At 58.0% G+C, this 14,159-nt stretch carries 12 protein-coding genes; 8 read left to right on the top strand and 4 right to left on the bottom strand.

The annotated features are described in order from the left end of the window. Positions 1 to 27 precede the first annotated feature (27 nt). Entirely contained in the window at positions 28 to 3,102 is a 3,075-nt protein-coding gene (locus tag FPY71_RS14220; protein ID WP_246160556.1) for an FtsK/SpoIIIE family DNA translocase, read from the bottom strand. Between the two features lie 268 nt (positions 3,103 to 3,370). Between FPY71_RS14220 and FPY71_RS14215 the strand changes: the two genes are divergently transcribed. After that, positions 3,371 to 3,664: a GNAT family N-acetyltransferase gene (locus FPY71_RS14215; protein ID WP_149300953.1), complete on the top strand. Its 294-nt coding sequence runs from the start codon at positions 3,371 to 3,373 to the stop codon at positions 3,662 to 3,664. 56 nt (positions 3,665 to 3,720) lie between these two features. On the opposite strand, the gene FPY71_RS14210 is transcribed toward FPY71_RS14215, so the two are convergent. From FPY71_RS14210 to tesB, 3 genes are all read right to left on the bottom strand, one after another. Further along, a complete protein-coding gene (locus FPY71_RS14210) occupies positions 3,721 to 5,088 on the bottom strand; it encodes an ammonium transporter (RefSeq protein WP_149300952.1) in 1,368 nt (455 codons plus the stop codon). Between the two features lie 14 nt (positions 5,089 to 5,102). After that, positions 5,103 to 5,441 (bottom strand): P-II family nitrogen regulator, encoded by a 339-nt coding sequence (locus tag FPY71_RS14205; RefSeq protein ID WP_149300951.1) that lies wholly within the window; start codon positions 5,439 to 5,441, stop codon positions 5,103 to 5,105. 228 nt (positions 5,442 to 5,669) lie between these two features. Further along, positions 5,670 to 6,548 carry an acyl-CoA thioesterase II gene (gene tesB / locus FPY71_RS14200; protein ID WP_149300950.1) on the bottom strand — a complete coding sequence of 293 codons (879 nt, stop codon included), beginning with the start codon at positions 6,546 to 6,548 and terminating at the stop codon, positions 5,670 to 5,672. A gap of 175 nt (positions 6,549 to 6,723) precedes the next feature. Between tesB and FPY71_RS14195 the strand changes: the two genes are divergently transcribed. From FPY71_RS14195 to cysN, 7 genes are all read left to right on the top strand, one after another. Further along, the gene (locus tag FPY71_RS14195) at positions 6,724 to 7,953 is read left to right on the top strand and encodes a ubiquinone biosynthesis hydroxylase (protein WP_149300949.1); all 1,230 of its coding nucleotides are present in this window, start codon (positions 6,724 to 6,726) and stop codon (positions 7,951 to 7,953) included. Positions 7,954 to 8,268: 315 nt separating this feature from the next. Further along, positions 8,269 to 8,637: a DUF2849 domain-containing protein gene (locus tag FPY71_RS14190; RefSeq protein ID WP_149300948.1), complete on the top strand. Its 369-nt coding sequence runs from the start codon at positions 8,269 to 8,271 to the stop codon at positions 8,635 to 8,637. Then, positions 8,624 to 10,309 (top strand): nitrite/sulfite reductase, encoded by a 1,686-nt coding sequence (locus tag FPY71_RS14185; RefSeq protein ID WP_149300947.1) that lies wholly within the window; start codon positions 8,624 to 8,626, stop codon positions 10,307 to 10,309. Before FPY71_RS14190 ends, FPY71_RS14185 begins: the two co-directional genes overlap by 14 nt. Then, positions 10,306 to 10,824: a DUF934 domain-containing protein gene (locus FPY71_RS14180; protein ID WP_149300946.1), complete on the top strand. Its 519-nt coding sequence runs from the start codon at positions 10,306 to 10,308 to the stop codon at positions 10,822 to 10,824. The genes FPY71_RS14185 and FPY71_RS14180 overlap by 4 nt, the downstream gene beginning before the upstream one ends. Next, positions 10,821 to 11,588 carry a phosphoadenylyl-sulfate reductase gene (locus tag FPY71_RS14175; protein WP_149300945.1) on the top strand — a complete coding sequence of 256 codons (768 nt, stop codon included), beginning with the start codon at positions 10,821 to 10,823 and terminating at the stop codon, positions 11,586 to 11,588. The genes FPY71_RS14180 and FPY71_RS14175 overlap by 4 nt, the downstream gene beginning before the upstream one ends. Before the next feature lie 9 nt (positions 11,589 to 11,597). Continuing rightward, complete coding sequence (gene cysD, locus FPY71_RS14170; RefSeq protein ID WP_149300944.1) at positions 11,598 to 12,500, top strand: sulfate adenylyltransferase subunit CysD; 903 nt, start codon at positions 11,598 to 11,600, stop codon at positions 12,498 to 12,500. Then, positions 12,500 to 14,128 carry a sulfate adenylyltransferase subunit CysN gene (gene cysN / locus FPY71_RS14165; RefSeq protein WP_149300943.1) on the top strand — a complete coding sequence of 543 codons (1,629 nt, stop codon included), beginning with the start codon at positions 12,500 to 12,502 and terminating at the stop codon, positions 14,126 to 14,128. The genes cysD and cysN overlap by 1 nt, the downstream gene beginning before the upstream one ends. Positions 14,129 to 14,159: the final 31 nt, after the last annotated feature.

Here is a 14,159-nt window from a genome sequence, read left to right as displayed (position 1 = left end):
CAATGCATGGTCTATCAGCCCAAAGGCTCAGGCATTGTCTGTCGGCACCAGGATTTCACGTTTACCAGCATGGTTGGCAGCCCCCACGATACCTTCCTGCTCCATCCGCTCAATGATGGATGCAGCCCGGTTGTAGCCAATCTGCAAGCGACGTTGCACATAGGAGGTGGACGCCTTGCCATCGCGCAGCACAATGGCCACCGCCTGATCGTAAAGATCGGCCGATTCATCCAGTCCGCCGCCACCCGCGCTGGCAGGACCGGCGCTTTCCTCGTCATCTTCTTCAAGAATGGAGTCGAGATAGTCCGGCACGCCCTGTGATTTCAGATGCGAGACAATCGCCTCCACCTCGGCATCGCCGACAAACGGTCCGTGCACGCGCTGTATGCGGCCACCACCAGCCATGTACAGCATATCACCCATACCAAGCAGCTGCTCTGCGCCCTGCTCCTGCAAAATTGTGCGGCTGTCGATTTTCGAGGTCACCTGGAAGGAGATCCGGGTCGGGAAATTGGCCTTGATCGTTCCGGTGATCACATCAACTGAAGGACGCTGGGTGGCCATGATAACGTGGATGCCGGCGGCACGGGCCATTTGTGCCAGTCGCTGCACAGTGCCTTCAATTTCCTTGCCGGCCACCATCATCAGGTCGGCCATTTCGTCGATGATGACCACAATGTATGGCAAAGGCTGCAGGTCGAATTCTTCCGATTCAAAGATCGGCTCCCCGGTTTCCCGGTCAAAACCGGTCTGCACGGTGCGGGATATGCTTTCGCCTTTTTCAATTGCCTGTGCAACGCGCGTGTTGAAACCATCAATGTTGCGAACGCCGACCTTTGACATCTTGCGATATCGGTCTTCCATTTCGCGCACAGTCCATTTCAGTGCCACCACCGCTTTTTTCGGATCTGTCACCACTGGCGACAGCAGATGCGGAATCCCGTCATAGATCGAGAGTTCCAGCATTTTCGGATCGATCATGATCATGCGGCACTCTGCCGGGCTCAGACGATAAAGCAATGAAAGGATCATGGTGTTGATCGAAACTGACTTGCCAGAACCGGTGGTGCCGGCAACCAGCAGATGCGGCATCTTGGCCAGATCCGCAATCACCGGCTCTCCGCCAATGGTCTTGCCCAGCGTCAGCGGCAGCTTGCCCTTGTTCTGCTGAAAACTGTCTGCGGCCAGCATTTCCCGCAGGTAAACCGTTTCGCGGCGGGCATTTGGCAGCTCTATGCCAATGGCGTTCTTGCCGGGAATAACTGCCACACGCGCTGCAATGGCGCTCATTGACCGGGCAATATCATCCGCAAGACCAATCACGCGGGAGGATTTGATGCCCGGCGCCGGTTCCAATTCGTACAGCGTAACCACGGGCCCGGGGCGAACCTCGATAATTTCACCCTTGACGCCAAAATCATCCAGAACACCCTCCAGCAGACGGGCGTTTTCCTGCAACATTTCAGGCGACAGAGTTTCGTCCCGTGTGCGGGCCTTGGGTGGGGTCAGAAGGCCAATGGAGGGCAGCTCGAAAAATTCAGGCTGGTAGGCATGCGATGGCTGGCCCTGATAAACCCTTTCCGGGCGAGTCGCACGCACGGGTGCCTGCTGCTGCGCCGCTGGAACAACCCGCACCGGGGCTTCCATGGCGGGCATGGTAACTGGTGGGAACACCGGTTCGGAACGGTTTGGCTGGTTGGCCGGCTCCGGCAGCGACTGGCGCCCGCGTCCCAAGCCGGGAAACGCAACCACATTGGCCGGTATCAGGTCCCGCCAACCGCCGGTTTTTTCACGGCCAGGCGCGACCGGCGACACTCGTTCCTCCTCACGCGCCATTTGCGGTGCAGGTGTGTCCACAAAGAAAGGTGCCTCGTCCTCCGGGTCGTAATCGCTGTGGGCCTCTGGCAGATCATCGGCCTCCAACTGGCCAAACATCGCCTCATGCGCATCGTCGTTTTCGCGCTCGTCCAGCTCGAACGCTTCTTCCAGCGCCTGCGACAATTCGGGTTCATCCACCTCGCCCCGGCGCTTGCCAAGGCGGGTGCTGGCGTAAGATCCGTTCCAGTCGCTGCGTCCCTGACGCACAGTGGCGCGGCTGGTATCTACCATGCGGCGCGGGGGCTCCATTACCGGCATTTCAACCGCGGGCTCAGCATAGGCCTGCGCCCGGTCGGCGGGCTCTACCTGCGGCGCATAATGCGCAGCTGGCGCAGCGGCACGGGCGCTTGCCGGTGCCGGCTCATAACCAAATTCGTCATATTCGGGCATATCGAATGGCGGGAAATCCGGCGATCCACCATCAAACGGGCGCGGGTCCACCACCCGGATTTCTCTTTGCGGCGCTGCGCGCGGCGCCATTGGCACCGGCTCCTGCCAGTTGCCTTGTGTTACAGGCTCGCGCCGCACCACATTATTGGCTGCCCTGGGCTGAGGGCGACGCAGGTTGGAGCGAACCGAATACAACAGATGCCCGACCGCACCTGCCACGAGCTGCCACCGGCCCACCCGCTCCTCGTCTTCATCAACCATGGTCTGCCGGGACTGTGCGCTGCGCATGGCGGCGGGTTCGACGCCTTTGCGCCCTGCCCCTCGTTCGCCAGTCGTTTCCCGACCGACAAGGCCCGTGCCCTGCAAAAACATCCAGCCGGCGGGCACCATCAGCACGACACCCAGAATGCCGCCTGCCAGGCCAGAGGGATAAGCACCCGTTACCAGCGCAGGAAATTTCAGAACAACATCACCGGCAACGCCGCCCAGTCCGATTGGCAGCGGCCACATTGCTGGCGTACCGAAGCACCCTAGCGCAGTCGCCGCCAGGACCATGCCGCCAATGGCAAACCAGCCTCGGCGACCCAACGCGCTGAGGCGCCGTCCAGAAAGCAGCATTCCGCCCCAGACGAATGGCAAAACCACCGCCAGCACAGAAGCAAGTCCGAAGATCTGCATCAGAAGGTCGGCAACAATGGCTCCGGAAGCGCCAGCCATATTGGTGACGTCGTTGCTGTTGGACTGGCTGAAGGAAGGGTCTGCCACATTCCACGTGGCCAAAGCCGCCGCCAGATAGACGGCCAGGCCCAGAAGGGCCACTCCTCCCGCCAACATGGTCCCGCTCCGTTGCCGGACCTGATCCTGCTTTTCCAACTCAATCGATGCCATTGCCATCCGCGCTTTGCCCTGGTGCCTGCCGGTGCCATGCCGACCAGCGTTCAACAAAACCTGAAATATTGCCAATGAGGCAATGATTTCAGAATGATGCTGTTCCGGCCAACGGCCTGGAACCTCCAATGGCTAGCACAGTTACCACAGGCAGGTTAAAGCCTCTTTAACCTTGAAATTTGATTTGCATTTTCATTCCAGGAGACAGGCGAAGATGGATATTCGGCACGAGGCAGCAGGCAATGGCGGGCGCTTTTTAACTGGAACCGGCGCAGCAGAGGCTGAGTTGAGCTATGCTTCCGGCACCACCCCCGGAACGGTTGTGTTTAACCACACCTTCGTACCGCCAGCTTTGCGCGGACAGGGCGTGGCGGAAAAGCTGCTGGAAGCTGCTGTGGCCCATGCTCGGGACCATGGCTGGAAAATTTATCCGACCTGCTCTTATGTTCAGGTGCAATTTGCGCGGCATCCGGAAAAATACGCCAACATCGCCACTGCCGCTGCGTGATGTGAAAACGCCCGCCGGATGTCCGGCGGGCGTTTTCTGATCATTATGGGTTTGGCTTAGTAGTGATAAGCCGATTCACCATGCGAGGTGATGTCCAGCCCTTCACGCTCTGCTTCCACGGTTGGACGCAAGCCGATGACCAGATCCACCACCTTGTACAGAATGGCCGAAACCACACCGCAATAGACGATGGTGATCAGCACGGCGACGATCTGCGAATAGACCTGCGCGCCCATCGTTACGCCCTCTTCAAGACCAATGCCGCCCAGCGAGGAGGAAACGAAAATGCCGGTGCCGATCGCGCCGACAATACCGCCAATGCCGTGAATGCCAAAGACATCCAGACTGTCATCATAACCCAGCGCAGGCTTGACCACTGCAACGAAGAAGTAGCAGGCGGCAGAAGCCAGAGCACCAAGGAAGATACCGCCGATTGGCCCTATCAATCCGGCAGCGGGTGTTACAGCCACAAGGCCGGCAATGATGCCGGACACTGCGCCCAGCATGGAAGCTTTGCCGCGTGACAGAGCTTCAATGACAATCCACGCAACCGTCGCACCGGCTGTTGCCGTAAAGGTGTTGATCATTGCCAGCGCCGCGCCGCCTGTTGCCTCCAGGTTGGAACCGGCATTGAAGCCGAACCAGCCAACCCACAGAATGCAGGCGCCAACCATGGTCAGGGTCATGGAGTGCGGAGCCATCATCTCTTTGCCAAGGCCTGTGCGCTTGCCAATAATCAACGAGCCAACCAGAGCGGCAATGCCCGCATTGATGTGAACCACCGTACCACCAGCAAAGTCGAGTGCAGCGACGCCGCCCGCGTGCATGCCGTTGAAGATAAGGCCGTTGCTGTCCCAGACCATGTGCGCGATCGGGAAGTAAACCAGCGTGACCCAGAGGATCATGAACAACACAACCGCGCTGAATTTGATGCGTTCGGCAAATGCCCCCACGATAAGCGCTGGCGTAATGCAGGCGAATGTCATCTGAAACGCCATGAACAGATATTCCGGCAGCACCACACCATCGGTGAACGTGCCAACGGTCGAATCGGCGTTGATACCCGCCAGAAACACCTTGCCGAAGCCGCCCCAATACGGGCTTTCAGAGCCGCCAAAGGCCAGTGAATAACCGTAAAGAACATAGATGATCATGACGATGGAGGTGATGCTGACGCACTGCATCAGCACGGACAACATGTTCTTGGCGCGCACCAGCCCGCCGTAGAACAGGCCCAGCCCCGGCAGAATCATGAACAGCACCAGAACCGTGGAGGTGAGCATCCAGGCGACATCGCCCTTGTCCACCACTTCGCCAACAACTTCCTGCGGTGCCGGGCCAATGCCAAGATCCTGCGCAAAGGCAAGACTTGTGGCCATTGCGCCCAGAACGCCGCCAGCGATAACAGATTTGAACAACTTCATTTTTGAAAATCCCCTCACAGCGCACTCACGTCGGTTTCGCCGGTGCGGATGCGAACCGCCTGCTCAATACCGAAGACGAAAATCTTGCCGTCGCCGATCTGTCCGGTTCTGGCTGCGGATGCGATGGCGTTGACCGCTTCATCGACCAGATCCGACGGAACGCCGATCTCGATTTTCAGCTTGGGCAGAAAGCTGACGGCATATTCAGTGCCGCGATAAATTTCGGTATGTCCTTTTTGCCGCCCATAGCCTTTGACCTCGGTAACGGTCAGACCCTGAATGCCAACGGCTGTCAGTGCCTCCCGGACCTCGTCAAGCTTGAATGGCTTGATGATCGCCATCACGATTTTCATGTTCACCTCGATATATCTGGCCAAGGCACTCTGCTTGTGCAGACAGCCTTGCCGATTGCGCACCGTCTTCCGACGTTAAGAGATGAAGCAAGTTTCGTGCCAATTGCGCATTGGTGCGGTGAAAGCCTTATTTTCCGGCATTTTCATCCCGGTTGATGAGCTGCCGGGAAAATTCGAAAGTGATTACATGCTAGGCAATGCATAAAATATAAGCAGTGTGCATGAATTTTATACGTCAGGTTGCGACTTTTGCCGAAGACGTATCAATCCTTCCTGTGCAACCGAAGCAACCAGAGTGCCGTCTGCCGAGAACAGGGAACCGCGTGTCAGACCGCGACCGCCTGAGGAAGATGGCGAATCCTGCGTGTAGAGCAGCCACTCGCTGACCCTGAAAGGCCGGTGAAACCACATTGCGTGATCCAGACTTGCGGCTTGCACACGCCGGTCAAAAATAGACATGCCATGGGCAAACAGGGACGTGTCCAGCAAGGTCATATCCGACAGATAGGCCAGCACTGCGGCGTTGAGCTTCGGATCATCACCAATATCGCTCAGGCACCGCACCCAGACATTCTGCGCGGGCGGCAATTTATCCCCGGTCAGGTAATGCTCAAAGGAAACCGGGCGAAACTCAATCGGGCGCGGTCGCATCCAGTAGTGCCGCACGGCATCCGGCGCACTTTCCAGAATCCGCGTTGTCAGCTCTTCCTGGCCAATAATGTCATCCGGCCCTGGCACCTTCGGCATGGTCGCCTGATGTTCCAGACCCTTTTCCGGCCGCTGAAATGACGCGGAAAGGGTGAAAATAGCCTCGCCGTGTTGAATGCCAGTCACGACCCGGGTGGTGAAACTGCCCCCATCCCGCAGCCGTGCAACTTCATAAACAATCGGTATTGTTGGGTCCCCCGGGCGAATAAAATAGCCATGCAGCGAATGAACATGGCGGTCCTGAGCAACCGTATTTTGTGCCGCTACCAGCGCCTGCGCCACAACCTGACCACCAAACACCCGTTGCCATCCGTTGTCAGGGCTGGTTCCGCGAAAGAGATTTTCCTCCAGCTTTTCCAGCTCAAGCGTATCCAGCAGGGTGCGCACATTTTCATGCATGGTCAGTTCCTGTTCAAGCGCGATGCGATGCTTTAGAGCAATTCCCGTTGATGCGGAATTGTTTCCACCGCAGGACAATGCGACAAGGCAAAGAGTGAGAATGTTACAGGTGATCGAATTATCACATGAAACGTTCTAAACCAGCACACAACTGGAAGAGCAAAGTGAATCGCCAATGGATGCGCCCGTAAATTTCGACATTGTTATTGCCGGTGGCAATTATGTTGGTCTTTCCACCGCCGTTGCCATACGCCAGTTTGCCCCCGGCCTTTCGATTCTGCTGGTTGACATGGCGCCGGAAGCCGCCTGGACAAAAGACAACCGGGCCTCCGCTGTGGCTGCCGCTGCCAGCCGCATGCTTGAGCAACTGGGTGTCTGGCAAGAGGTCTTACCGAGCGCCCAACCCATCAATGAAATGATTGTGACAGATTCCCGGTTGGCAGACCCTGTGCGTCCGGTGTTTCTGACATTTGATGGCGAAGTGCGTCCTGGCGAACCCTTTGCCCACATGGTGCCGAATATTGCGATGACCGCCCCCTTGCGCGAAAAAGCGCGCGCTCTTGGCGTGGATGTGCGTTTCGGTGTTGCCGTATCCTCCTTGCAGGAAGAGCCCGCAGCCATGCGTGTCCGGCTGTCCTCCGGTGAGGAGGTTCGCGCCCGCCTGGTCGTAGCTGCCGATGGCGTCAATTCCAAACTGCGTGACATGATTGGCATCAAAACCGTCTACAGCGATTATGGGCAATCCGGCATTGTGGTAACGGTGGCGCATGAACGGCCGCATGAAGGGCGTGCCGAGGAGCATTTCCTGCCTGCCGGGCCGTTCGCCATACTGCCTTTGCAGAACAACCGCTCTTCACTGGTCTGGACTGAAAGCACGCGTGAGGCCGAGCGTCTGGTTGCTGCCGACGCCATGGTGTTCGAGCTGGAACTGGAACGCCGCTTTGGCTTCAAGCTCGGCGCACTGACCGTGGAGGGAAAGCCAAGAGCCTTTCCGCTGGGGCTGCGGCTGGCGCGCGATTTTGTTCGCCCGCGCTTTGCGCTGGTGGGAGATTCTGCCCATGGCATGCACCCGATTGCCGGACAGGGTTTGAATTATGGCTTCAAGGATGTAGCGGCCCTTGCGCAAACCATCGTGGAAGCGGCCCGCATTGGCCGGGATATTGGCGCCATAGACGTGCTGGAAAGCTACCAGCAATGGCGGCGGTTCGACACGGTAAAAATGGGCGCCACGACCGATATTCTGAACCGGCTGTTTTCCAACGACAATGCCGTTCTGCGACGGTTGCGTGATTTTGGCCTGAGTCTGGTGGACCGTACACCCCTGGCCAAATCCTACTTTATTGGCGCAGCCGCCGGACTGTCGGAAACGTCCGGCCCGCGCCTGCTGCGCGGCGAGGCACTTTAGATATTGCAGTGTTTCCGATGATTTTCCGATCGCTCGAAACCCTCTAACTATTTGTTTTGTCGCACTGTCTTGGCGGCAAGCGAATCCCTTTTCGGCGCAAATCGCTTTGCCCGGAAAACGGGTTTGGAACCAGAATCGCGGCAGATGCAGTTCTGAAGGAAAATCATCCGCTTGCATCGGTGCGATTGGAATGGGCATCGCCGCGAAAGCTCCGACAATAGCTTATTAGAATGGGAACAAGGCAGCCGGCACAACAGCCTCTGCCACCTGTTGAATTGGATGCTGCGCCGAGCGGCTGAAAACAAAGGTTCCCAAATGGCCAAAGCTGCCGCTGCGGACAAATACAAGGGCATTCAGTTGCCAGCCGTTGTTTCCGCCAATCATCTGCTGTCTGGCGATGTGGTTTTTCTGACAAAGAGTGGCTGGAGCCCCGACCCTGCACAGGCGCAGGTTGCCACTGATCTTGAAGCTGCCGAAGCACTGGACGCGCGGGGGCATGAAGCCCTGAGGGCCAATCTAGTGGTCGAGCCTTATCTGGTGGCTGTGCGCGTGGAGCCTGATGGCTATCCGCAGGCGACGCATTTCCGCGAGGCCATTCGCCAAAAAGGCCCTTCCACCCATCCGGACCTTGGCAAACAGGCAGAATTTCGCGCGCACGGGAAAGACAGCAATGTATCGGTATGATGAATTTGACGAACAGTTCGTCCGCGATCGGGTTGCAGAGTTCAGCGAGCAGATTGCACGCCGGATTGACGGATCACTGACCGAAGAAGAGTTTCGCCCGCTTCGGCTGAAAAACGGCCTCTATCTGCAATTGCATGCTTACATGCTGCGGGTCGCCGTGCCTTATGGCACCTTGCATGCCCGGCAACTTCGGCAACTGGGCCACATTGCCGCGACCTACGACAAGGGCTATGCGCATTTTACCACGCGGCAGAACCTGCAGTTCAACTGGCCCAAGCTCAGCGATGTATCGGCCATTCTGCAGCTTCTGGCAGATGTGGAAATGCACTGCATCCAGACGAGCGGCAACTGCATTCGCAACGTCACATCTGATCAGTTTGCCGGTGTTGCGGCGGATGAAATGGAAGATCCGCGCCCGACCGCAGAACTCATCCGCCAATGGTCCAGCCTTCACCCGGAATTTGCCTGGTTGCCACGCAAGTTCAAGGTCGCCGTCACCGGGGCAGAGCATGATCGCGCCGCCATCAAGGTGCATGACCTTGGTATTCGCATGCTGCGGCATCCGCAAACCGGCGAACCGGGTTATGAAATCGTGGTCGGTGGTGGCCTTGGCCGCACGCCCATGATTGGCAAGGTGGTGCGCGATTTCCTGCCCAAGGCCGAATTGCTGGCCTATCTGGAAGCAGTGATGCGCGTTTACAATGCCGAGGGGCGGCGCGACAACAAATATAAGGCACGAGTGAAAATTCTGGTGCACGAAATCGGCACGGAAGAGTTTACCCGGCGGGTTGAAGAGGAATATGCGGCGCTGAACGGCCCGGCGATCAACGCGCCGGAAGAAGAAGTGCAGCGGATCAACGCCTATTTTGCACCGCCGGCCTATGAAACTTTGCCGGCCAAGTCCGAGCGATTGCAGGCGGCGCGCGAAGCCAACCCGGAACTGCATCATTTTGTCGAGCAGAACGGGTTTGCTCACCGGCAGCCCGGCTATCTCATCCTGACGGTTTCGCTGAAGCCGGTTGGCGGCATTCCGGGCGATATGACAGCCGAGCAGATGCTGGCTTTTGCTGACATTGCCGAGCGCTACTCCATGGGTGAATTGCGCGTCAGCCATTCACAAAACCTTGTGCTGCCGAACGTGCGGCAGGATGATGTGCCGGAATTGTTTGCTGAGTTGGCACAGGCAGGGCTGGCCACTGCCAATGCCGGTCTGGTGTCTGACATCATTGCCTGCCCCGGGCTGGATTACTGCGCGTTGGCAACGGCCCGCTCCATCCCCATAGCGCAGGAAATTGCCAATACGTTTGCAGACATGCAGCGCCAGCGGGACATCGGGCCATTGCAGGTGAAGATTTCAGGCTGCATCAACGCCTGTGGCCACCACCATGTCGGGCATATAGGAATTCTCGGCCTCGAAAAATCCGGCAAGGAAAATTACCAGATCACGCTGGGCGGCGATGCAACCGAGAATGCGGCGTTGGGCGAAAGGCTCGGCCCTGGCATTGATGGCGACCAGGTTCCCGGCGCCATTGAGGCCATCGTGGATACGTATTTCGCATTTCGGCAGGACGGCGAAGAGTTCATTGAAACTGTGCGCAGGACCGGGCTGGAGCCGTTCAAATCACGATTCCAGTCCTATATTGCCGAGCAGAATGTGGAAGAAGTTGCATGAGCACTCTACTCAACATCGATGGAGAGCAGCAGGATCCCTACACTTTTGTGGAAGAAGCCGAACAGCTGAGCCAGACACCCGGCTGGTTGCTGGTTCCGTTGGCCCTGGCAGAACCATTGCTGGCACAGGGACGCAATGACGCCTTTGGTATCGTGGTCAACAACCACACCTCTATTGAGGCAATTGAACCACTGATAGAACGCGCAAGCCTGATTGCCGTTGAGTTTCCCGCTTTCACCGATGGGCGCGGCCTTTCACTGGCCGTGCGTTTGCGGCGAGCAGGCTTCACCGGCACATTGCGGGCGCGCGGGCCGGTGATCGCAGACCAGTTTCGCGAAATACTTGCCTGTGGGTTTGACGAAGTGGAAATTCCGCAAACGGTGGCGGAACGCCAGCCGTTTGACCAGTGGAAGCAGGCAGAGACCATTATCTCGCTGCATTACCAGACCAGCCACGGCGCTGAAAACAGCATTCTGCAAAAGCGATTGGCCGCCCGCAGAAAGGCCCGGCCATGAGCGCGGAGCTGCACACGCTGGCGGGCCGCCTGAATTCGAGTTTTCCGGATCTGTCGCCCTTGCAACGTTTGCAGCTGCTTGTGGCCAACGTGCCGGGAAAGCTTGTCTTCACCACCAGTCTGGGCCTTGAGGACCAGATGCTGACGCATCTGATCTTTGGCAATGCGCTGCCAATTGACGTTGTGACACTGGATACAGGCAGGCTGTTTCCTGAAACCTACAGCCTGTGGCAGGAAACCGAGGCGCATTACGGCCGGCGCATCAAAGCCAAATACCCGCAAGCCGATGCGCTTGAGGCACTGGTCGACGATCAGGGAATTGATGGATTCTACTTCGGTGCAGATATGCGCAAAGCCTGTTGCCATGTGCGCAAGGTAGAGCCTTTGGAGCGCGCTTTGCACGGAGCAGGCGGATGGCTGACAGGGTTGCGCCGCGACCAGTCTGCCAACCGCGAGTCGCTGGAATTTGTTGTGCATGATGAGCGGCGAGCACTGATCAAGGCCAACCCGCTGTTTGACTGGTCCCGCGCGGACATTGCCGCCTTTGCCAGCGCCAACAACGTGCCTGTCAATGCATTGCACGATCGGGGCTTTCTTTCCATCGGCTGTGCGCCCTGCACAAGAGCCCTGCGCCCCGGCGAGCCGGAACGCGCTGGCCGCTGGTGGTGGGAGGATGAAACCCGCAAGGAATGCGGATTGCATGTCGATGACGCCACCGCCGCCTCTGCCAACGCCCGCACAACAACAATCTCAGAACGCACGTGAAGGGTGGCTATGACACCGACAACGCATCTTCAACGCCTTGAGGCGGAAGCCATTTTCATTATCCGCGAAACGGTCGCTACAGCAGAAAACCCGGTTATGCTGTATTCAATCGGCAAGGATTCAGCAGTCATGCTGCACCTTGCCCTGAAAGCATTTGCGCCCGGCCCCCTGCCCTTTCCGTTGCTGCATGTTGATACAACATGGAAATTTCGCGAAATGACCGAGTTTCGTGACCAGCGGGCTCGGGAACTGGGCCTGAACCTGATCGTGCATATCAATGAAGACGGCGTGAAGGCCGGAATCTCGCCATTCACCCATGGCTCGCGCGTTCACACCGACATCATGAAAACCGAGGGTCTGAAACAGGCACTGGCTATCCACCGGTTTGATGCGGCGTTCGGCGGCGCAAGGCGGGATGAGGAAAAAAGCCGCGCCAAGGAGCGGGTGTTTTCCCTGCGCTCGGCAGCACATCGCTGGGATGCAAAGAACCAGCGGCCGGAACCATGGCGGCTGTTCAACACGCGCAAAAAGCAGGGCGAGAGTTTTCGCGTTTTCCCCTTGTCCAATTGGACGGAAGCTGACGTCTGGGACTATATCGCCCTGGAAAATATCCCGGTTGTTCCGCTGTATTTTGCGCAGAAGCGACCCATTGTCCGGCGCGATGGCGCATTGATCATGCGGGATGATGACCGCATGGAACTGGCACCGGGTGAAGTGGTGGAAAACATGATGGTGCGCTTTCGCACCCTGGGCTGTTATCCGCTCACTGGCGCAGTTCGTTCTGAAGCATCCAACCTGCACGACATTATTGCCGAAATGCGCGGCTCGCGCGCATCGGAACGACAGGGGCGGATCATCGACCGCGATGGTGGCGCCTCCATGGAAGAAAAGAAGCAGGAAGGTTATTTCTGATGAGCGCCGCCAATATCCTGCCTCAGGCGACTGCCAGTTCCACAGCACAACCTGCAAGCCAAGCCGAGCCATTCGGCGCGAATGCCTCGCTTCTGCGGTTCATCACCTGCGGCTCAGTCGATGATGGCAAGTCCACCCTTATCGGCAGACTGCTGTACGACACCAATTCGGTCTTTGATGATCAACTGGAAGCGCTGGAGCGCGACAGCCGCAAATTCGGCACCACGGGCGACACGCTGGATTTTGCCCTGCTGGTGGACGGGCTGACCGCAGAGCGGGAGCAAGGCATCACCATTGATGTGGCATATCGCTATTTCTCCACAGCCAACCGCTCTTTTATCATTGCGGATACGCCGGGGCACGAGCAATACACCCGCAACATGGCGACAGGAGCCAGCCAGGCCGATCTGGCGATCATTCTGGTGGATGCGCGCCACGGAGTTCTCCCCCAGACTCGCCGTCATTCCTTTATAACGTCCATGGTCGGCATTCGCTCGGCCATTGTTGCCATTAACAAAATGGACCTTGTGGATTTTGATCAGGCCGCGTTTGACAGAATTTCGCGCGACTATGAAACGCTGCTGCCGCAGCTCAATTTCCTGGATGTGACCTTCATTCCGCTTTCGGCCAAAAACGGCGACAATATCATATCCAGATCGGCAGCCACCCCGTGGTATAACGGCCCGACGCTGCTGGAAAAACTGGAACAGGCGCAGCCCGAAACCCTGGCGCCGAAAACAGATTTTCGTTTGCCAGTGCAGTGGATCAACCGCCCCAACCTCGATTTTCGTGGATTTTGCGGTGAAATCGCCGGTGGCAGCGTTCAGCCTGGAGATGAGGTTGTGGCACTGCCCAGCGGCCAGCGGGCATTTGTGAAGGCGGTTTACGGGCCGGATGGGCCATTGGAGATTGCCGGGACCGGCACGCCGGTGACTCTGACGCTGACCAGCGAAATCGACGTTTCCAGAGGGAATGTGCTGGTCAAGCCCGGCGACCCGATACGGCCGGAACAGTTGTTTGAAGCCGAGATTCTGTCGCTTGCCGACCGTCCGCTCATCGCTGGCAGCAGGTTGATCGCTCGTCTTGGCACTGCGCAATCACCCGCGATCTTGCGATCGCTGGATTCTGCCATCAACGTCAACACGTTCGAAGCACGGCCAACGCAGGTTCTAAGCATGAACGAGCTGGGCCGGGTTAAAATCCATCTGGAACAGCCGGTTGTTGCCACGCCCTATCAGGAAAGCCGGGATCTGGGTGCATTCATACTCATTGACCCGGTAACCAATGAAACTGTGGCATTGGGGGTGGTAACCAGGGTAACGGCAGCCGCGCAGCCCACAGCCGCCAATGCGAACACCGTCTGGCTGGCAAAGCTCAGGCAGCACTGGCTCTCAAATGCCGATATTGGAGTGCAGAATCAGCCGGGGGCTTTGGTGCAATATCGCGCAATCGCTTCAGCCCTGCTGGCGATTGTCGCTTTGATACTGGGCGCGGCAATCTGGGCCGCCCTGCTTCTTGGCCTCGCGGATTTTCTGGCTCGCCCGTTTCTCAAGCAGTTTCTGCTGCCGCGCCTGATCAAAGCGCAAAAGCCAGATCCGGCCGTTATGGGAGACGGAAGCGGTATCTAAGGCTGGTCGGCCGATCGCAAAATCGCCCAAC

Origin of the sequence: Aureimonas fodinaquatilis (assembly GCF_008369445.1) — a bacterium.
GTDB lineage: Bacteria > Pseudomonadota > Alphaproteobacteria > Rhizobiales > Rhizobiaceae > Aureimonas > Aureimonas fodinaquatilis.
Note: the sequence above shows the minus strand (reverse complement) of the source record. Positions and strands in the feature narration are given on the sequence as shown.